Below are 20713 nucleotides of genomic sequence, written 5' to 3'. Positions count from 1 at the left end.
CAGGATAACTGAGCGCTAAGAGCTGACTTTTCGTGGTGAATACATGAATACTACTGAAATACAGCCAAACCTTTTACAACCATATATGTGTAAAAAGCCCGGCTAAAATCGAGAGCAAAAACTCCTATATTCGGCTCTGCCGGACGAATTTATTGCGTTCGCGTATCGGTGCGTGTCATCGAGAAGACGCCGGCGTTTTATCCAGTTTCGAGTCCTCGAACGAGATTTTCGAGCCTCTGAACGAGTCGTCCCAACTACACTGTTCGTCGCTGGCGTCCACGATCCCAACAGACTAATAGTTGACCGAAGAATATCGTTCCCGATGGATACGCAGCGACTCTCGATCCTCGAGGAGCGCCAGGCGGACACCGTGGCGCTGGTCGCGGACTCCGCAGTACCGATCCGATACGTCGCCACCGAATCGGTCGTCGAAATCGCCTCACACGACCTCCGGGACGACATCGAGCGCGTCACCGGACGCCGACCACCGTGCCGTCGGGGGGTCGCCGACCTCGAGGGCCGTGCGATTCTCGTCGGGACGTACGGGGTTGCCGACGCGTTCGACCGTGCGGTCGATCGGATCGCGGTCGGCCACGGACTCGGGGAACAACCCGAGAGCTTTCTATTCGGGGCCGTCGGGGACGGTGATTTCGAGGAACTGCGAGGTGTGGACGAAACGCTGGTGATCGCGGGAAGCGACGCGCGGGGAACGGCCTACGCCATCTACGAACTGTCGAAGCGACTCGGCGTCTCGCCGTGGTACTGGTGGGCGGACGTTCCGACCGACGAGCGCGACCAACTCCACGTGAGGAAGGGAATCGAGCAGGCGGGACCCCCGTCGGTCAGCTACCGCGGGATCTTCATCAACGACGAGGACTTCGGGATTCGCGAGTGGGCCCAGCAAACGTACGATCCGGAGACGCCCGACGGAATCGGGCCGAAGACCTACGAGCGCGTGTTTGAACTCCTCTTGCGGCTCAAGGCCAACACGATCTGGCCGGCGATGCACGACGGGACGAAAGCCTTCTATCGGTGCGACGGGAACCGCGAGGCCGCCGATCGGTACGGAATCATCGTCGGCACCTCCCACTGCGAGCCGATGCACCGAAACAACGTCGACGAGTGGGAGACGGACAGTCGAGGAGAATGGAACTACGAGACCAACGCCGAAACGATTCGCCAGTACTGGGCACAACGCCTCGAGGAGGTCGCCGGTCGGGAAAACATCTTCACCATCGGGATGCGCGGAATCCACGACTCCGGCATGCCGGGCGGCGACAGCCTCGAGGAGCGCGTCAATCTGCTCCAACGGGTCGTCGACGATCAGCGCGAGTTACTCGAGGAGACCCTCGAACCCGATGTCGCGGACGTTCCGCAGGCGTTTTGCCCGTACAAGGAAACGCTCGACCTCTATCGGAACGGACTCGAGGTTCCCGAAGACGTCTGTCTCGTTTGGCCCGACGACAACTTCGGCTACCTTCGACGCCTCCCGACGGAAGCAAAGCGGGAGCGAAGCGGCGGTCACGGCGTCTACTACCATCTCTCTTACTGGGGGCGTCCTCACGACCACCAGTGGCTCTGTTCGATTCCGCCGGCGCTGATCCGCGAGGAGTTGCGACGGGCGTACCACCACGGAGCCGAGACGCTGTGGATCGCAAACGTGGGCGACCTCAAACCCGCGGAGAAAGAAACCGAGTACTTCCTCGAGTTAGCGTGGGATCTCGAGGGGGTCAGAGACCAGTCCCAACGGGAGTGGCTCACGGAGTGGGCTACCCGCGAGTTCGGCCCAAGTTACGCGGAGGAAATAGCCGACGTGCTCGGCGAGTACTATCGACTCGCCCTCGCCCGCAAACCCGAACACGTCGGCTGGAACGGCGTGTATCCGAACACGGAGAAAAACGAACCCGAGTTCAGCGCGATCTGCCACGGCGACGAGGCTCGGCGACGGCTCGAGGCCTACGAACGGATCGACGAAACGGCGACGAAGCTATACGAAACGCTCCCCGAGGAATCACGAACGGCGTTTTTCCACCTCGTCGCCTATCCGATTCGGTGTTCGCGGGCGATGAACGAAGCGGCCCTCGAGGCGATGCGGAGTCGCCTCTACGCCGGACAGGGGAGAACGAGCGCAACGAAGTACGCGCGGCGCTCGCGGGCGGCAGTAGAGCGCATCGCGGCCGAAACCGAGCGGTACAACGCCTCCTCGGACGGGAAGTGGCGGGAAATGATGTCCGCGAGCCCGCGAGATCTCCCGGTGTTCGACCAGCCGGCGACTGCGGGCGTAACCGAAGAACAGGGGCCGACGCTCGAGGTTACCGTCGAGGGATCGTCCGGGAGTGCCGGAACGGGTCCGCGCCGACGGCGGCTCCCGACGTTCGTTCAGGGCGTCGACCGCTCTCGATTCGTCGACTGTTACAACCGCGGAACGGGAACTGTCGAGTGGACGGCGACAGCTGAGGAGTGGATCGACCTCGAGCACTCGTCGGGAGCGTTCGACGGCGACCGACGGGTCCGCGTGGCTATCGACTGGGAGGCAGCCCCCGATTCGAAGACGACGGGCCGAATTCGGATCGAGGGTGCCGGACGCGAACTCGAGGTCGAAGTGCCGATCAGGTCGCGAACGTCGGTGGAACGGGATTCTCGAGCCGAATCTGTGCCCCCCTTCGAACCGGATCAGCGACCGGTCTTCGTCGAATCGAACGGCCGGGTCGCTATCGAGGCGGATCACCCGACGGCACTCGTGCGAGGTGCGACGCACTGGAAGCCGGTCGACGGGCTGAGTCGAACGAGCGGCACCGCGATGGCAAGTCGTCCGATCGACGGGCCGCGAATCGGTGTCGGTGCTGGCACCGTCGACGCGACTGACGTTCGCGAGCAAGCGGCCCGACTCGAGTACGCGTTCGAGGCCCGCGCCGGCGACGTTCGCGTCGAGGTACAGTTGTTGCCGACCCACGCGCCGTCGGACTCGACGCCCCACCGATACGCGGTCGCGGTCGACGACGCCGACCCGACGGTAGTCGACTTCGACGCGAACGGCGGCGAACACGACCCGGAGTGGCAGCGAAACGTCCTCAGATCTTGCGTCCGTTCGACGACCGATCACGAACTGAACGGGTCCGAGAGACACGTGCTGTCGCTGTACGCGGTCGACCCCGGCGTCGTCGTCGATCGAGTGATCGTCTACACCGAAGACGATGTCCGCCGATCGTCTCTCGGTCCGCTCGAGACGCGGGACTCGCGGGCGGATCGGTAACCTGAGCCGTCGCTCCCCGCCGATGTTTCTGCCACCCAAAGAATCATGTCGCACACACCCACACCGTTATCCATGCCACTCGAAGAACTGCCGAGGCTCGGCCTCGGGACCTACTCCGAGAACGATCGCGACCGATGGACCGAACGCGTCGAGACGGCCTTGCAGGCCGGGTACCGACACGTCGACACGGCACAGGACTACGAGAACGAGGCGTATCTAGGGGAGGGAATCACCGAATCGCCCGTCGACCGAGACGATCTGTTCCTCGCGACGAAGGTCGATACGGGAAACCTCGGCTACGACGACGTCCTCGAGTCAGTCGAAGCGAGTCTCGACCGTCTGGAGACCGACTACGTCGACTTACTCTACGTGCACTGGCCCCACGAGACGTACGACGCGGCCGAGACGTTATCGGCGTTCGACGAGTTGCGCGAACGGGGTGCGATCCGTCACGTCGGCGTCTCGAACTTCGAACCGGACCAACTCGATCAGGCTCGCGACGTACTCGAGGCACCCATCGCCGCCCATCAGGTGGAATGCCACCCGTTCCTTCAACAGGAGGAACTGCGACGCTACGCCCGCGAACACGACCACTGGCTGGTGGCGTACTGCCCGCTCGCGCAGGGAGAAGTGTTCGCCCCGGCGGACGAACGCGATATCGAAGATTCGGTTGCGACACCTGCCGAGTCCGACGTTTCGGTCCTGAAAGATGTCGCAGATAAACACGAAACGACGCCCGCCCAGGTCTCGCTGGCGTGGTTGCTCTCGACGGACAACGTCGCCGCGATTCCGAAAGCCAGTAGCGAAGCCCATATGCGCGAAAATCTCGAGGCGCAGAACCTCTCGCTCGACCGCGCTGATATCGATCGGATCGACGCACTCGAGCGCGAGCACAGGCTCATCGATCCCGACTTCGGGGCCTGGAATCGCTGATTTCGAGTCAGTGAAACACAAATTATATCGGGCGAGGCATCGCGTCAGTACGCATGGAAATAACAAACATTGAAACGATCCCGCTCGGACACTCGCTTCCCGACGGCCGCGGACTCGGGGACGCCCGCGGGTTCGGCCACACACGAAAGACGACCTTGCTCCGCCTCGAGACCGACACCGGCGTCGTGGGGTGGGGCGAAGCGTTCGCACCCGGTCGGATCGTCGAGGCGACGGTCGATGAGTTGTTCGCCGACGACGTCATCGGGATGGACCCCTTCGCCGTGGAGTCGCTGGCAATCGATTCCTACACTGACCCGTACCACTTCGGCGGGAGCGTGTTCGTCCAGAGCGTCGTCAGCGCGGTCGACGTCGCCTGCTGGGACATCATCGGGAAGACGGTTGAACGCCCGATTCATCAGCTTCTCGGCGGACGGAGCCGCGACTCGCTCGTCCCCTACGCGTCGACGATGTACTTCACGGAGGAGGACCGACCGCTCGAGGCACCCATCGAGGAAGCCGTCGCGGAGGGATTCGAGGCGGCGAAGATCAAGATCGGAGCCGGTCCGAAAGACGACGCCGAGCGGGTCCGTGTCGCCCGCGAGGTACTGGGAGCGGACGCTCGTTTACTGGTCGACATGAACGGGAACTACCGACCTCGGCAGGCGATCGAATCGGCGAACGCGATCGCCGAATACGATATCCGCTGGATCGAAGAGCCCGTTCCGCCGGAGAACGCGAGCGGGTACCGGGAAGTGAAACGCGCGGTCGATATCCCGATCGCGGCCGGGGAAGCCCACTACGGCCGATTCGCGTTCAAAGAACTCATCGACGACCGGGCGGTCGATATCGTCCAGCCGAACCTCGGCAGATGCGGCGGTCTCTCCGAGGCGCGACTGATCGCCGATATGGCGACGACCGAAAACGTCACCGTCAGGCCGCACGTCTGGAACGGGGCCGTCGGGATGGCCGCAGCGGTGCAGTTCGCCGCCAGCGTCTCCGACTATCCTCACACCCGAAACGTGCCGGAGCCGATGATGGTCGAGTTCGATCGCAGCGAGAACCCGCTTCGGGACGACCTCCTCGAGACGCCCTTCGATCCGTCCGGGGGAACACTCGAGGTGCCGCAGGAGCCGGGGCTCGGAATTACCGTCGACGAGGAAGCGCTCGATCGATACCGGCTGGATGAGTAGCGAGGGCCGGATAGATGAGCACTCGGTGACGGTTGTTCGCCGAACGGTTCCGGTACGGACGGTTGCTCACTCACACAAGTCGGCACCTGCCTCGGGAACCGGGCTCTCGGCACTCGGTGCTCCGTTGTCGCCGACGATCGGCCAGTCGTCGTCGTCCCACTGGATCGGGTCGACCATGAGCACGCGGGTGTCCACCTCGTCGGTCGCCTCGACGTGGTACACCATCCACCAGTCGCCGTCGTCGTCCCGAATCGCCGTATTGTGGCCCGGGCCAATGAACTGGTCGGTCCCCGTCAAAACCGAGACGCCCGCGTGGTGCTCGTTCAGGTCCCGGAGATCGTCGCCGTTCTGATTGACGTAGGGGCCGAAAAACGACTCCGAGCGTCCGACCTCGAGTTCGTACGTGCTGTCGGGGCCGTCACAGCAGTGCCCGGTCGAATAGAAGAGGTAGTAGTACCCGTTCTCTTCGACGATCATCGGCCCCTCTATCATGTCTCCGGCCATGTGAAACTCCGTGTTGGGGACGATGTCCGTCCCGTTCTCGGTTAGTTCGACGCCGTAGATACCGTACCAGCTTCCCCACACCAGGTAGGGCGTACCGTCGACGACCTCCAACTCGGCGTCGATGGCGTTCGTCACCGGCAGGTCTGCCGCCCGAAACACCGGCCCCTGATCGGTGAACGGCCCTACCGGGTCATCCGCGGTCGCAAGGCCGATTCCCGGGTTGTCCTGGCTCCCCCAGGTCGAGTACGAGTAATAGAGGTAGTACTCGCCGTTGAAGTAGTTGACCGAGGGTGCCCACACTCCCGCGTCCGGGTCGTCGCGCCAGTCCGGTTGCTCCTCGAGGGCCGAACCGACGTACGTCCAGTTGACCAGGTCGTCGGACTCGGCGATCGGAGTCACGTCCTCCGGCGTTTCCGTCCCGTACACGTAGTAGGTCCCGTCGCAGGTTCGGACGATACCCGGATCGCCGAATCCGATCGGTCCGACCGGATTTTGGTACGTCTCTTCCGCCGCGAGCACCGAGCCGCCCAGACTAGCCGTTCCCGCGGTGGCGATCGCGCCCGCTCCGATTCCTCGCAGTACACTCCGACGGCAAATGTCCGTGTTATCATCGAACATGGTTCAGTATAATCATAGAAACATACACTAAAATAATTATCGTAATATCAATTACTTAGTAGAAACGGATCGGACGGAAGCGAACTTCGATCGTCGCGTTCGATGGACTGGACGACGGCGCGTATCGCCCTTTCTCGAGTAGCCGCGGTCGATTCCGGTCGTCAGTTTCGATTTAGGTAACCGATGCCGTCGAAGCGAGATTGCAGGAGGCGAATCTTTTTAGCCGCGCTCCGTTATCGAACACCCTATGGAGACGATCCGTCGACAGGGGCCGAAGGCTGGCCGCCATTGGCCCGCCGAAGTCGAGACGTACGACGATCCGACCACCGGGGCGACCGTCCGTCGGTTCACGAACTACCCGGACACCGCGAACCGCCACCTCTACTTCACGGAACCGGCGTTTTACGACGGCGGTCGTCGGCTCTTATTTCGTTCGGATCGAGACGGGACTCGGGACCTCTACTCGATCGATATCGAGTCCGGGCTGCTCACGCAGTTGACCGATCTTCCCCACGAGATCGACGGAACGACACGGTTTCCAGATCGAGACACCGCCCTGTTTTGGTGTGACCGCCAACTCGTCTCGCTCGACCTCGAGACGCTCGAGGTCGACGCTCACTACGAGCGGCCCGAAGGATACTACGGCGGACACCTCGGCGGGACGGCCGACGGGACCCGCGCCGTCGTCGCGCTGTCCGAGGCGCTCGACCTCGACGACGAACGCGATCCCGAAAACAGGGAGGTTTGGATGAACGCGCGGATGGAAGCGGGACCGCGTTCGAAGGTGATCTCTGTGCCGATCGAGGACGAATCGGCCGAGCCCAGCGTTCACGTCGATACCGAGCGCTGGCTGACCCACGTCAACACGTCGCCGACGAAGCCGGAGTTGATCACCTACTGCGAGGAGGGTCCGTGGGAGAACGCCGACAGGATCTGGGGGCTCAACCTCGAGACCGACGATACCTGGCAGATCCGGTCGACGGATGCGGACGAGGCCGTCGGCCACGAGCACTGGCTCGCCGACGGCGAACACGTCGGCTACCACGGCTGGCGCGGTTCCCGCGACGATCCCGACGCGTTCTTCGGGCAGGTTCGGTACGACGGGACCGATCGGCGCGAGTGGCCCGCACCGGACATCTACACTCACTTTCACAGTACCACCCGCGATCTGATCGTCGGCGACGGCACCCACCGCGGCGTTCCGCACCTACTTCTCTGGCGGTGGGACGCCGACGCCGATGGCTACGACGGGCCGTGGGCGCTCGCGACCCACGACTGGGCGGGTGACGACGACGTTCACCCGCACGCTCGTCTGAGTCCCGATGGCTCGAGGATCGCGTTCGATAGTTCGCGCGGAGGCAACGAGAGCGACGTTTACCTCGTCGACGTCCTCGACGACCTCGAGGATCTGCCGAGGCTCGAGGACCTCGATCTCGAGTTCGACTACTGAACGGGCTCGGTACCAGTCCGAACGTCCGTTCGCGCGACAAGTCCTGCCTTGGGGTGTCCCATTGCGATCGCACTCTCGATCGTTCACCACACTCGAGCGATCCGGCAGTGTGTCGATTCGGGACATCTCATCGATAGGTGGGCGTTTTCGCCGCGTTCAAATCTGGTCGAAGACGTCTAACTCGAGGTACGTTAGGGCGGCGACGAGGAGCAACATGATCAGACACAGCACGAACGTCATCGTCGCAGCGACGTACGAACCGGTACCGGGCTCGAGGTAGGGGTACGAAAAGGCGAGCATGACTAAAAAGAAGACGTTGATCCCGAACACCACCTTGAGCACGGAGCGAGTGCGATTCATTGCTTGGACTATCTGATGGAACCGAGAAATAAGTTTGTTTCCAGCGCGTCTCTCTCAGCAGAATGTGCTTCGGTGAGAAACACGTCAACGGGACAAGTTGATAGGAAAATATATATGGGTCTATCATGAATGTGTGTTCGATGCCAACTGATAGCAATGGGTTGAGCAGTCCGATTAGCAGACGAACTGCGCTCAAGACGGGGATCGCAGGTGGGGTTGTCGCACTCGCGGGTTGTGCGACGAACGGCGACGGTCCGGTCGGTGATCCGGTCGAAGAGCGGGTCGAACAGGAGTTTCGGGTCGCGAACCACCGCGGGGCCTACGAGTTCGAGACGGCTCACTGGAATCCGTACGATCCGAACAATTCGATGGCGGACTTCGATCCGCCGGGATTGCTCTACGACCCGTACGTCGTCTATCTCCACAGTGCCGACGAAACGCGAGGTGTGATCGCCGAAGACTGGCAAACGGACGGGGACGTTCTCGAGATGGAACTTCGCGACGACTACACCTGGCACGACGGGAGCAACGTCGTGGCCGAAGACTACGCGACGCAGTGGAACCTCGATCTGGAGCTCGGTCGCGTCCTGGATGACGACGAGGAACCGAACGCGTTCATCGACGAGGCCGAAGCGGTCGACGATCACCTGCTCCGGTTTCACCTTCACGACGAGTTCGACGAGCAATTCATCATGGCGAACGCGCTCGGTAACAGCCTCAATATCGTCAAGGCCGATCTGGGCGACGAACGGACGTACGCGGAGTGGCTCGAAGATCTCCAGAACGCGGAGGGCGACGAGCGCGAACAGATCGCGAACGATCTCCTCGAGTGGAATCAGGACGACCCGGTCGGAAACGGCGTCTTCGAACTCGACGATGTCGGTGACAACACGATGCACGCCACGCTCTTTGAAGACCACCCGAACGCGGAGAACGTCCTCTTTACGGATTACGTGTGGGAACAGTACGAGAACCAGCACATGGCCTTCCAGGAGGGGGAGGTCGACGGAATCACTGTGACGCTCCCCGCTCCGGATGACGTCGAACAACAGTTAGGAGATTACCACGCCATCAACGGCGATTATCTGCACTACCACTCCGTGTTGTTCAACTTCGGTGACTATGACATGTCCGGCTCGGCTGCGGACGACGGTGCGTACGATCCGTACACGCAGGATCGGAACTTCCGCAAAGCGATCGCGTACGCGGTCGACCGAGATTCGGTCGTCCAAACGGCACCGGGAGACGCGTACGAAGCCGTCGACCTTCCGCCGTGCTGGCTCACCGAGGAGGCTGCCGACGACGGAATCGTCGATCTCGACGGCTACGATCACTACGAAACGGACCTCGATACGGCACACGAGTACATGGAGGCCGCCGGATACGAGTACGACGAGGGAGACGAACTCTGGTACGACGATGACGGCGAGACGATCGAAATCATCCTCATGGCGAACACTGGTTCCGATATTCAGCGCAACGGCCTGAACGCCATCAATTACGAACTCGAGGAGTTCGGACTCGACCCCGACCTCCAGATCGTCGACGAGGCAACGTACGGGAACCGGCGTTTGAACGGCGAGTTCGACGTCCTACTGGATGACGGCGGCGGGTTTTCGGTTCGCGGGATCATGTGGATCGACGCCGTCTGGACGTGGTATACGGACCTCATGCACGCCGATTGGTACAACGATTCGTTCGAAGTTCCAATGCCAGTTGGCGATCCGAGCGGTTCGGATGGGACCGAAGATATGGTCCTCGGCGACGAACTCGGCGAGTGGCACCGGACGGGTGATGACGATGAATTCCTCCAGCGACTGACCTGGATGTACAATCAGGTGTTACCGCAGTTCGAGATCGTTGCTGGACTCGACCACGGCGGCATTCGAGCGGACTACTGGCACGTCGATGGCCCGGACGCGATCATCGACAATCGAGTCGCGGAGTACAACCTGTTGAAGTTAGACGACGCCGAACTGATACCGTACGAACAATAGGTGGAAGGAACGAACCGCTGAATAGATATTTTTAAATCCCTTGATACAGAATACCACTCACATCCACAATGGACTGGAGAATTAGACGATTAGGGCAATCTGTCTTTACGGTTTGGGCCGTGATGACGCTAACGTTCGTCCTCACGCGCTTCATGCCCGGAAATCCGATAGATTATTTCCTGGTCGAGGTCGGGCCAGATCTCGACGATCCCGCACGAGCGCACGAGTTGGCCGAACTATACATGAACATCAATCCGGAAGATCCGCTGTACATCGAGTACTACGATTATATGTCGGCAGTCGCGCAGGGCGATCTCGGCAGGTCGATGAGCATGAACATGCCGGTCGAGGAGGTGCTGGCAATCGCGATTCCGTGGACGCTGTTCGTGATGAGCTGGGCGGTCTTCCTCGGATTTACGGCCGGGATCTCGATCGGTGCGGTCATGGCCTACTGGGAAGGCGGCAAGTTCGATACGGTACTGACGGGCTACGCGACCATTATCACCTCGATCCCGTTTTACGTCCTCGCGTTGATTCTGCTAACAGTTTTCGCCTATCGCCTCAACTGGTTCCCGACCGGCGGGAGACAGCCGGAGGGCGTCGAACCCGGGTTCAACTTCCTGTATCTTACCGGAATTGTCCACCACGCGATGTTACCCGTCTTCTCGATGTTCGTTACTTCCGGGATGGCTGCCCTGACCATGCGCGGAAACAGTATCCGCGTTCTCGGTTCCGATTACCTGCGGGTCGCCCGGCTACGGGGGCTTTCGGACCCGACCATCGCCATCCATTACGTCGCTCGAAACGCGATTCTCCCCATGTATACCGGACTCATGATCGCTATCGGGAGCATGTTCGGCGGCGCCGTCGTCCTCGAGGAGATTTTCGTCTACCGCGGCATGGGCTGGTACTTGCTCGATGCGGTACGGGCGCGGGATTACCCGCTGATGATGGGCGCGTTTACCGTCATCACGATCGCCGTCGTGATCGCGCTGTTGATCGCCGATCTCACCTACGGAAAGATCGATCCTCGAGCCGGAGGTGAGAACCGTGAAGCGTTCTGACCGACCCGATGAGACGGACGAGCACGCGGCGACGGAATCGAATACGAGACCCGACACCGTCGAAGACATCCTTCGAAGCGACGGGGGAACCGTCGGCTCTCCGTTCGAGCGGACGGCGACGGTCGAGGAAACGAGACGGGACCGGATCGACCGAAAACTGCAGGATTACCTGTGGACGCCGTGGTCAATCATGCGAAACGACTGGCGAGCGATCGCCGGCGTTTCGATCCTCGTCCTCTACCTGTTGATCGGCACCGTCGGCGTCTACTTGATCGATCCGACACACCCGACTCACGGTGAATCACTCCTCGGTCCGTTCGAGGACTGGAGTCACCCGCTCGGAACCGATCAGTCGGGGCAGGATATCCTGTCGATGACGGTTTACTCGACGGTCCCCATCCTTCAGATGATGGGTGCGGGCGCGCTGTTCACCGTCGTTATCGGGACGGGATTCGGCCTCGTCTCGGGCTACAAAGGCGGGATGGTGGATACGGTCTTGAGCTCAATCACCGACGTGTTCATCAACATTCCAGGCCTCCCGCTGGTGATCGTGCTATCTGTCCTACTCGAGCCGGAGCATCCGGCGCTCGTCGGGGTGTTGTTAGCCGCCGCCGCGTGGGCTGGTCTCGCACGAGCGATTCGATCGCAAGTGCTTACTCTGCGGGGTGAGGCGTTCGTCGAAGCGTCCAGAGCGATGGATGTTCCGACGATGTCTCTCCTTCGCAAGGAAATCCTGCCACACCTCATGCCGTACATCGTGGTGAACCTCGTCAACGCGGCCAGGCGGATCATCTTCGCAGCTGTTGCGTTGTACTTCCTCGGCATCCTTCCGTACTCGGACGCGAACTGGGGCGTGATGCTCGAGAGCGCGTACCGGGCCGGTGCCGTGTATCGCCCCGATGCGATTCACTGGCTTCTCGTCCCGATGATCGCCATCTCGGGAATCTCGATCGGTCTCGTCCTGCTCGGTCAGTCCCTCGACCGAGTATTTAACCCTCGAGCCAGAGCACGACACGAGCGAAGCGACGACGGCAAGGGATCGGAGCCGGAGTCGGAAACGAACACGACCACTGTCACGCAGATGTGAGCTCACCCATGAACGAACGCTATGACCACGATGACCGCGACCGAATCGACGAGCAGCCGACTCTCCGAAACGAGGTGAACCAATGACCGTCTCTGAATCCGACTCACGTTTGACCGACTCGCCCGGACACGACACCATCGTAGAGCTTCGAAACACGTCCGTCAGCTTCGGGATGGACCGGGGCGAGTCACGCGTCCTGAACGACGTCAATATCGACATCGAACGGAACGAAATTCTCGGAGTGATTGGCGAGAGCGGCTCGGGGAAATCGATGTTCGCCTCGGCCTTGCTCGATGCGGTTCCAGCTCCGGGAGTCACAACAGGCGAAGTCGTCTATCACCCCAAAGACGGAGATCCAGTCGACGTCACCACGCTTTCGAAGTCGGAACTCAAACAGTTCCGCTGGGAGGAGATTTCGATGGTCTTCCAGGGGGCGATGAGTTCGTTTAACCCCGTTCGGTCCGTCCGAACCCACTTCGTCGAGACGCTAAGCGCACACGACTACGACGTCGACGCCGGCATCGAACGGGCCAAAGACCTCCTCGAGGACCTGTATCTCGAACCGGAGCGGATGCTCGAGTCCTATCCCCACGAGCTAAGCGGCGGGATGAAACAGCGCGTATTGATCGCGTTGAGTCTCGTTCTCGAGCCCGAAATGCTCGTGATGGACGAACCCACGGCCGCACTCGATCTGTTGATGCAACAGTCGATCATCTCGTTGCTCAACGACATCCAGGAAAAACACGATCTCACGATCGTGTTTATCACGCACGACCTGCCGCTGGTGGCGGATCTCTCCGATCGGCTCGCCGTGCTGTACGCCTTCGAGTTCGCCGAGATCGGCCCGGCGGACGAGATCCTCGAGCGCCCGGCACACCCCTACACGCGAGCGTTGCTCAACGCGACGCCGAACCTGTCGGCGCCGCTCGAGCAGATGCGCCCGATAGAAGGGGAGAGTCCGGACCCGGTAAATATTCCGCCCGGGTGTTCGTATCACCCGCGTTGTCCGCTGGCTGACGAGGAGTGTCGGTCGATCGATCCCGGCCCGTACGACGCCGGAGAATCCCGGAATCACGACGTCTACTGCCATCACTGGGAGCAGTCGATCGACGACCTCGAGGGGGCGTTTACGGAGTCGAATTCCGATGATTCGCCCGCGACGCGGAACGCTTCTCACTCGGACGATGCGGAGCCGCTCGTGTCGCTCGAGGACGTCGAGGTTCAGTTCGGATCCGAGAACGACGGCTGGCTCGATTTCGGCGAGTCCGACGTAGTAACAGCCGTTGACGGGATTTCGTTCGACATCTACGAGAACGACGTGGTCGTTCTGGTGGGCGAAAGCGGCTGTGGGAAAACCACGCTCGGAAAGACCGCGGTCGGCCTCCAGCGACCGACGGACGGGACAATCGAGTACAAAGACCGAGACATCTGGAAGGGAAGCTCCGGCAGTAGCACGCTCGAGGATAAAGAAATTCGTCGGGCGCTCCAGATCGTTCACCAGGATCCCGGCAGTTCGCTGAACTCACATCAGCGGGTTCGATCGATCCTCTCGACCCCGCTCAACCGCTGGCATCCCGATCTCGATGGCAACGACAGACGTGAGCGGATCCTGGCAATGTTAGAGTACGTCGGGATCAGTCCGCCCGAGGATTACATCGAACGGTACCCACACCAGCTCTCGGGCGGCGAAAAACAGCGGGTCGCGCTCATCAGGGCGATGTTGGTCAATCCCGACCTCATCCTCGCCGACGAGGCGGTGTCTGCCCTAGACGTATCCCTCCGGGTGAGCATTATGGACCTGATGATCGAACTGCAAGACGCGTTCGACACCTCCTTTCTGTCGGTCTCGCACGACCTCTCGAACGCCCGGTACCTCGCGGAGAAGACCGGCGGACGGATCGGGGTTATGTACCTCGGAGAACTCGTCGAGATCGGGTCGGCCGAACAGATCATCCAAAATCCACAGCATCCGTACACGCAAGCGCTGCGGTGGGCGACGCCCGAACTCGAGCAGGACGACGACCCCGAGGAAAACCCGATTCGAACGATCGACGTCCCGGACCAGACCAACATGCCGTCGGGCTGTCGGTACCACACTCGGTGTCCCGATGCCAGAGACACCTGTCGAACCCAGACGCCGGAACTGGTCGATCTCAGCGACGAAGACGGCGTCCAACAGACCGCGTGCTTCCGCGTCGACGACGACCACGAGTACTGGGAGAGCGCCCCAATCACGGACGATGAACCCGACGAGGGCGACGAAGATCCCGTGAGCGCCTCCGAGTAGCGATTTCTGGGACACGAGGATTCCTCTCGGCCGGATTTCCGTTCTGTTCTCCGATCGCGTCGCTACGGAACTCAGTCAGTCGAATAATCTGGGCGTCTCCGTTTCCTTCGTTCTCCGGTCGACAGTATTATTCCTTGTTATTTGCTATGTACAACCGCGAATATGGAACGACGAAACGTAATCACGCGGAGACGAGTAAGCACGCTTCTCGGCTTAGGGCTCCTCACCGGGATCGCCGGTTGTACAGACGATGACGAAGGCGACCCTGAGGGCGGTTCCGAAACGGATGGCGATGCGAACGACGATACCGCCGATGGCGAGAACGACGAGGAGGCGAGCCTCACCGTATACCTTGAGGACGAGGACGGCGACGCGGTTTCGAACGGGCTCGTCGTCGAAATCGTTGACAGGGACGAAAACCTTCGGTACATCGTCGACGAGGAAATCGAAGACGGCGTCGCCGAACCCGAGGTGATCGAAACGGGATCGTACACCGCCGTCGCTGACGGAGACGAGTACGAATCAGCCGAGGAGGACATCACGCTCGAGGAGGGTGACGACGAAGAGATCACGCTCGAACTCGAGGCGTCATCCTGAGTACCGGAGACGACCCATTGTGCAGTGAATACGGAGAACGGGTAGCAGTGGTGGCCCGTTGTTTTCGACGGCTGCTCCGAGACCGTTCCGAGTGTATTAGACTCTGAGTCGCGGTCAGATGCGTGTTAGACGGCTGTTCTCGGTATCATCTTCCCTCGAGTACGGTCGCGGTCTCGAGGTCGTAGTCCGTGAAGTACTCGCGCTCGCGCTCGATCAGTTCGGCGAACAGTTCTCGTGCGTCCTCCCGCGAGAGCGTTACGAGCGGTTCGTTCAGGAACGCCTCGAACCCGAGGTCGAGATCGCCGGCGAAACCGGCTTCGACGAGCGTTTCTTGGTTGTGAATCGCGGTCATAACCATACTCCGAACTTCGCGGGGGAGGGTCCCGGCGGTGATCGGTTTGACACCCCCGCCGGTGATGAGGACGTTCGTCTCGACGACGGCTCCGTCGGGGAGATCAGGCGTCTGTCCGACGTTGGGGTGGTTGACGTTGGTTTTCATCGGCTCGAGGCCGACGAGTGCGCGGATGATGTCGACGGCTTCCTCGCCGGATTCTTTGAACTCGAACTCGTCGGCGTCGGAGAGATACCGCTCCATCTTCGCCGGTCCCTCCTCGCTTTCGCCCACGCGGGCCGAACTCGGCGTCAGGCGGATTCCCCACCGGTGGATCTCTTCGGGGTCGTCGATCGAGAGGTACCACGGGACGAACTCCACGAGGTGGCGGTCGCCCGCGGCACCCAGGATTCCGAATTTGTCGTAGAGGTCGAACGCGACCTGGTGGTGATTGGTCCAGTAGTCCTCTCCCTCGAAATCGCCGGGTTCGAATCCCGGGAGGGGCTTTCGTTCCTCGAGCTCCGCGTCGAGGTACTGGTAGATGTCGTGGCCGTGCCAGTACGCCTCGTCGATCCACGTGAAATGGTTGACGCCCTTGACGGTTACGTCGATTTCACTGGCGGAGACGTCCTCGGCTTCGTCGACGTACTTTTCGGCGATGTCGGCCAACAGCATCTGGATGTGAAACACCTCGTGACAGAGGCCGATAGCGTTGATGTCGGGATACTCTTCGTAGAGCGCCCGCGTACAGACGGTCATCGGATTCGTGTAGTTCAACACCCAGGCGTCGGGGCACTGTTCGCGGACCACAGCCGCGATTTCTCGATACTGTGGAACCGCACGGAGGGCCCGGACCGCTCCGCCGGGTCCGCAGGTGTCGGCGACCGGCTGATAGCAGCCGTACTCCCGTGGCACGTCAATGTCGTGAACGAACGTCTCCTCCGGGGGGTCCTGAATCGAACAGATCACGAAGTCGGCTCCGTCGAGGGCGTCCGCGAGGACGTCGTGCGCCTCGAACGTCCAGTCACCGACGACGTCCTCGCGGCTTGCGAGTTCGTTTCCGAGTTTCGCGTTTTGTTCGGCCGGCTCGTAATTGACGTCGTACAGTGCGACGCTTCCCGAGATGTCCGATTGCTGGAGGAGATCGTTAATGAGGGTGTGGGCCCACCCTCGACTACCGCCACCGATGTATCCGATCTTGACGGTAGAGACGACCTCCGGAAACGACGTGTCCGTTGCACTGAGTTGGTGCATGCTACTGTGTGGACTGGAGACATCCAAAAGCGTTGCCGTTCGGGGAACGTTCGCCGCCGTGTCTTCGGCGGATTCGGCAGTCTTGCCTGGAAAGAGAACGACGACTTACCTCGGCTGCTCAGAGATCGGCGAAGGAGAAGACGGGTTTGCAGGTTTCGGAGGCGAGGAAGGCGTCGAACGCGGCGGTCGGGTCGTCGATGCTAAACGAACTGTCGATGATCGTATCGGCGTCGATTCCACCGCTCGCGAGCAATCGGATGGCCTGTTCGAAATTTTCCCAGGTCGAACCGTAGGAGGTGTTCAAATCGACTTCGCCGCGAACGATCGGCGTCATGAACACCTCGCTGGGTGCGCCGGGGAGACCGACGACGACCACCTGTCCCCCTTTTCGAACGTGGTCGACCGCCATCTCGACCCCGCTTTGGTGGCCGGTCGTATCGAAAACGACGTCGAATCCGATGCCGTCGGTTTTCCCGTCCACGAATTCGGAGAGATCACCCCGGTCGACATTGACGGTGTCCATGCCGAGCTGTTCGGCCAGCGGGAGCCGGTACGCCGTGTCTTTGCCGAGTCCCGAGACGACGACGTTCGCGCCCATCGAATCGGCGACGGACGCAACCAACATACCGATTGGACCCGGTCCTTCGACGAGGACCGTATCGCCCGGTGTCACGTTCGACCGGTCGAACACTGCTCGCGTGGCGATGCTGAGCGGTTCGGTGATGCTTGCCTGGGCGAGCGCCATACCGTCTGGAATCTTGTGCAGATCTCGAGGTTTTACCGTCGTATATTCGGTGTAGGCACCGTCGTTGTGCATCCCCGTGATCTCGAAGTTCTGGCAGACGTTCGGCTGGCCGTTCTTGCACTGAAAGCACGATCCGCAATCGTGGATCGGTTCCTCGACGACGGAATCGCCGACGGCAAAGTCCGTCACGTCGTCGCCGACTTCGACGACCTCGCCGGAGTACTCGTGTCCCATAATTCGGGGGAGTGGAACCCATTTGTACCCATCTTCGTACGTATACGCGTGGGCGTCGCTACCACAAAGACCGGCCGAATGGACGCGGACGAGTACCTCGTCCGGGCCGGGAACTGCTGGTTCTCGTTCACGGATTTCGATAGATCTGGGACCGGTATGGACTATAGCCTTCATTATGGAGCTACCTCGCTCTGTCGTTGAGCTACTGATAGTTGTGTGAGTTACCCTCATATAACTTTAGGTGGACGAAGCGCCTCGTCGGTAGATCACCGGCATTCAGCTATTGTCTTTCACAATCTTTCGGGATACATTCGGTATTGCCGGATAACTACTTGTTACCCGACGATCACTCATTGTCAAATAAAACATCTTAAAAATATATGAACGTTATCTCAGCGGTCGGGAATCGGTATAATCGTGGTTCCTGACGCCGAGTATTACACGAGTACCTGTGTAATACTGGCTTCAAAGAACTCTGCTCATGACGGATGTGGTGATTTCTAACGTATGTGGTAATACTCTCTTTATAGGGGTTTCAGCCAGCTTACGGGCGTTTTACGACGGATACGCCCGAGTGACGAGTTCTCCTTCGAACGGCTTCTGTCCGATGCTTCCGGACGCTCCTTCTACTGCGGTTCTCGTCGTTGTATCGGATATCGTGCGCCCCCGCTCCTATTCGGTATCTGCTCGCCTCCGTCGGAATTTCTCCCTGCGTCTCAGGCCGACTTCACGTCGAATGTTCGCCCCCATCGATGCCGGACGATGGCGTCGATAGTCATAAGACGCCCGTCGTCAGACGAGGGTGTATGTGCGCCACTAGGTACGACTTCTCCGCGAAAACGGTCATCGTAACGGGCGGTAGTTCCGGCATCGGCCGAGCCGTTGCTCGACGCTTTGCCGCCGCGGGTGCGACGGTGGTAGTCGCCGATTTTCGCGAGTCGCCGAAAAGTGAAGCTGCGACCGTCCCAACGCACGAACGAATAGAACGCGACGGCGGCGAAGCAACGTTCGTCGAAACGGACGTTTCCGATCCGACAGCGCTCGAGTCGGTCGTCGAGGCGGCGCGCGAGTTCGGTGGCGTCGATATCATGGTGAACAACGCCGGAATCTTTCGGGGCGGATCACTGCTCGAGCTCGATATCGAGACGTTCGACGAGGTGTACGAAACGAACGCGCGCAGCGTCTTCGCGGGCTGTCGTGCAGCCGCCGCCGATATGATCGATCGGGACGTCGCGGGTTCGATCGTCAACACCGCTTCGATCAGTTCCGAGTACGCACAGGTCGGCCACGCCGCGTACGATCCGTCGAAGGCGGCCATCACGATGCTCACACGAGTGGCCGCGCTCGAGTTAGCGAGCCGCAGTATCCGCGTCAACGCCGTCGCACCCGGCCCCGTTTCGACTGCGATCGGCGACGAGGACGACGCCTCGGACGTTCCGGATAGTCGTCGGTTTCGGAAACCCAATCCGATGGGACGACGCGCAACGCCCGACGAGATCGCCGGCCCGTACCTCTTTCTGGCGAGCGGCGACGCATCGTTCATCACCGGTCACATGCTGTACGCGGACGGTGGTCACGCCATATACTGACGACTCGAAGTTCATCTACTCTCCTGTGTGACTTCTCGCTGGGTTCTTAGTACTCTCTCTTGTACCCAGGCGTAACCCGTCGCCTGATATCCGGTGCAATCCGAACCCATCCGTGTACCTCTCACACGGAGTGCAGCGACAGGACCGTTCATCCGCTACACGTATGAGGGACTAGCAAATAGTCTCGAGTGAGACAATCACTATCCATGACGTGGAATCCGCTTCCCGACGAGCGCGAACCGGAGTTTGCGATCGAAGACGCACCGGCACCGCTGTTTCGCGATCCGATTTTCGACGGCGCGGCGGATCCGTCGATCATGTGGAATCGCGAGCGCGAGGAGTGGTGGATCCTCTATACCCAGCGACGTGCGAACGCCGCCATCAACGATAAAGGCTGGATCCACGGCAGCGACGTCGGTATCGCCACCTCGAACGACGACGGTCGGTCGTGGCTCTACCGCGGTACTCTCGAGCTCTCGGTCGAACCCGGACACAACACGTACTGGGCACCCGAGATACTCCACCACAACGGAACCTACCATCTCTTCGTGAGCTATATCACCGGAATCCCCACGACCTGGGAGCGCCCCCGCGACATCGTCCACTTCACGAACGACGCGCTCGCTCTCGCGGGATGGACGTTCGAGGGCGCGCTTGACCTCGGTGACGATCGCGTTATCGATCCAGACGTCCATCAGCTCGCGGACGGCACGTGGCGAATGTGGTACAAACGAGAGCCCAACAGTTGCACTATCACCGCCGACAGCGAGGACCTCGTATCGTGGGAGCCCGCCTCGAGGCCGACGCTCGAGGAGCCGCCCCACGAAGCCCCGATCGTCTTCGAGTGGGAAGGCTTCTACTGGCTCCTGGCCGATTCCTGGGACGGGCTGAGCGTTTGGCGATCCGCGGACGGCGACGAGTGGTCCAGACGACCGGGACGACTGCTCGACGAGGCCGGATCGCGGCCCGGAGACGATTGGCACGGCGGGCATCCGGACGCGTTCGTCGTCGACGGCGACGCGTACGTCCTCTATCACGTTCACCAATCAGCGGACGAACGCAACGCCCAACCGGACGACGGCGAGCGAGCCCGGCAGACGGCACTTCAGGTGGCTGAATTGGATTTCGAGGACGGGTGGATAACGTGTGATCGGAACGCGTATCTCGAGGAAAGTCGCCGGTAACCAGCGTGTCACCCGAATCCGATCGATAGGGTGAAT

The 20713-nt window shown here is 60.9% G+C and carries 15 protein-coding genes; 11 read left to right on the top strand and 4 right to left on the bottom strand.

The features are described from left to right. Nucleotides 1–322 precede the first annotated feature (322 nt). From ACZ5C7_RS02185 to ACZ5C7_RS02175, 3 genes are all read left to right on the top strand, one after another. Nucleotides 323–3253: a glycosyl hydrolase 115 family protein gene (locus tag ACZ5C7_RS02185; protein WP_464374757.1), complete on the top strand. Its 2931-nt coding sequence runs from the start codon at nucleotides 323–325 to the stop codon at nucleotides 3251–3253. Nucleotides 3254–3325: 72 nt separating this feature from the next. Then, complete coding sequence (locus ACZ5C7_RS02180) at nucleotides 3326–4186, top strand: aldo/keto reductase (protein ID WP_464374756.1); 861 nt, start codon at nucleotides 3326–3328, stop codon at nucleotides 4184–4186. A 53-nt stretch (nucleotides 4187–4239) separates the two neighbouring features. Continuing rightward, nucleotides 4240–5376, top strand: coding sequence for a mandelate racemase/muconate lactonizing enzyme family protein (locus tag ACZ5C7_RS02175; RefSeq protein WP_464374755.1), 1137 nt, complete (start codon nucleotides 4240–4242; stop codon nucleotides 5374–5376). A 66-nt stretch (nucleotides 5377–5442) separates the two neighbouring features. On the opposite strand, the gene ACZ5C7_RS02170 is transcribed toward ACZ5C7_RS02175, so the two are convergent. Beyond that, nucleotides 5443–6498, bottom strand: coding sequence for a family 43 glycosylhydrolase (locus tag ACZ5C7_RS02170; RefSeq protein WP_464374754.1), 1056 nt, complete (start codon nucleotides 6496–6498; stop codon nucleotides 5443–5445). A 247-nt stretch (nucleotides 6499–6745) separates the two neighbouring features. Between ACZ5C7_RS02170 and ACZ5C7_RS02165 the strand changes: the two genes are divergently transcribed. Further along, entirely contained in the window at nucleotides 6746–7948 is a 1203-nt protein-coding gene (locus ACZ5C7_RS02165) for an oligogalacturonate lyase family protein (RefSeq protein ID WP_464374753.1), read from the top strand. 156 nt (nucleotides 7949–8104) lie between these two features. Here the strand turns inward: ACZ5C7_RS02165 and ACZ5C7_RS02160 are convergent, their stop codons facing one another. Continuing rightward, a complete protein-coding gene (locus tag ACZ5C7_RS02160) occupies nucleotides 8105–8308 on the bottom strand; it encodes a hypothetical protein (RefSeq protein ID WP_464374752.1) in 204 nt (67 codons plus the stop codon). Between the two features lie 140 nt (nucleotides 8309–8448). Here ACZ5C7_RS02160 and ACZ5C7_RS02155 point away from each other — a divergent pair, with 140 nt between their 5' ends. The 5 genes from ACZ5C7_RS02155 (at nucleotide 8449) to ACZ5C7_RS02135 (ending at nucleotide 15340) form a co-directional block, all read left to right on the top strand. Further along, nucleotides 8449–10305 carry an ABC transporter substrate-binding protein gene (locus ACZ5C7_RS02155; RefSeq protein WP_464374751.1) on the top strand — a complete coding sequence of 619 codons (1857 nt, stop codon included), beginning with the start codon at nucleotides 8449–8451 and terminating at the stop codon, nucleotides 10303–10305. Between the two features lie 68 nt (nucleotides 10306–10373). Then, a complete protein-coding gene (locus tag ACZ5C7_RS02150) occupies nucleotides 10374–11369 on the top strand; it encodes an ABC transporter permease (RefSeq protein ID WP_464374750.1) in 996 nt (331 codons plus the stop codon). After that, on the top strand, nucleotides 11356–12456 hold the full coding sequence (locus ACZ5C7_RS02145) for an ABC transporter permease (RefSeq protein ID WP_464374749.1): 1101 nt from the start codon (nucleotides 11356–11358) through the stop codon (nucleotides 12454–12456). The genes ACZ5C7_RS02150 and ACZ5C7_RS02145 overlap by 14 nt, the downstream gene beginning before the upstream one ends. 82 nt (nucleotides 12457–12538) lie before the next feature. After that, nucleotides 12539–14743, top strand: coding sequence for an ABC transporter ATP-binding protein (locus ACZ5C7_RS02140; protein ID WP_464374748.1), 2205 nt, complete (start codon nucleotides 12539–12541; stop codon nucleotides 14741–14743). A 162-nt stretch (nucleotides 14744–14905) separates the two neighbouring features. Next, the gene (locus ACZ5C7_RS02135) at nucleotides 14906–15340 is read left to right on the top strand and encodes a PEGA domain-containing protein (RefSeq protein ID WP_464374747.1); all 435 of its coding nucleotides are present in this window, start codon (nucleotides 14906–14908) and stop codon (nucleotides 15338–15340) included. Between the two features lie 145 nt (nucleotides 15341–15485). Here the strand turns inward: ACZ5C7_RS02135 and ACZ5C7_RS02130 are convergent, their stop codons facing one another. Further along, nucleotides 15486–16925, bottom strand: a complete 1440-nt coding sequence (locus ACZ5C7_RS02130; protein ID WP_464374746.1) for a family 4 glycosyl hydrolase — start codon at nucleotides 16923–16925, stop codon at nucleotides 15486–15488. 118 nt (nucleotides 16926–17043) lie between these two features. Continuing rightward, complete coding sequence (locus ACZ5C7_RS02125; RefSeq protein WP_464374745.1) at nucleotides 17044–18078, bottom strand: zinc-dependent alcohol dehydrogenase; 1035 nt, start codon at nucleotides 18076–18078, stop codon at nucleotides 17044–17046. A gap of 632 nt (nucleotides 18079–18710) precedes the next feature. On the opposite strand from ACZ5C7_RS02125, the gene ACZ5C7_RS02120 reads away from it, so the two are divergent. Further along, on the top strand, nucleotides 18711–19493 hold the full coding sequence (locus tag ACZ5C7_RS02120; protein ID WP_464374744.1) for an SDR family NAD(P)-dependent oxidoreductase: 783 nt from the start codon (nucleotides 18711–18713) through the stop codon (nucleotides 19491–19493). A 206-nt stretch (nucleotides 19494–19699) separates the two neighbouring features. Further along, a complete protein-coding gene (locus tag ACZ5C7_RS02115) occupies nucleotides 19700–20677 on the top strand; it encodes a family 43 glycosylhydrolase (RefSeq protein ID WP_464374743.1) in 978 nt (325 codons plus the stop codon). Nucleotides 20678–20713 lie beyond the last annotated feature (36 nt).

The sequence above is a fragment of the Halostagnicola alkaliphila genome, from assembly GCF_055379965.1.
This window is presented reverse-complemented; position numbering and strand designations above follow the sequence as displayed.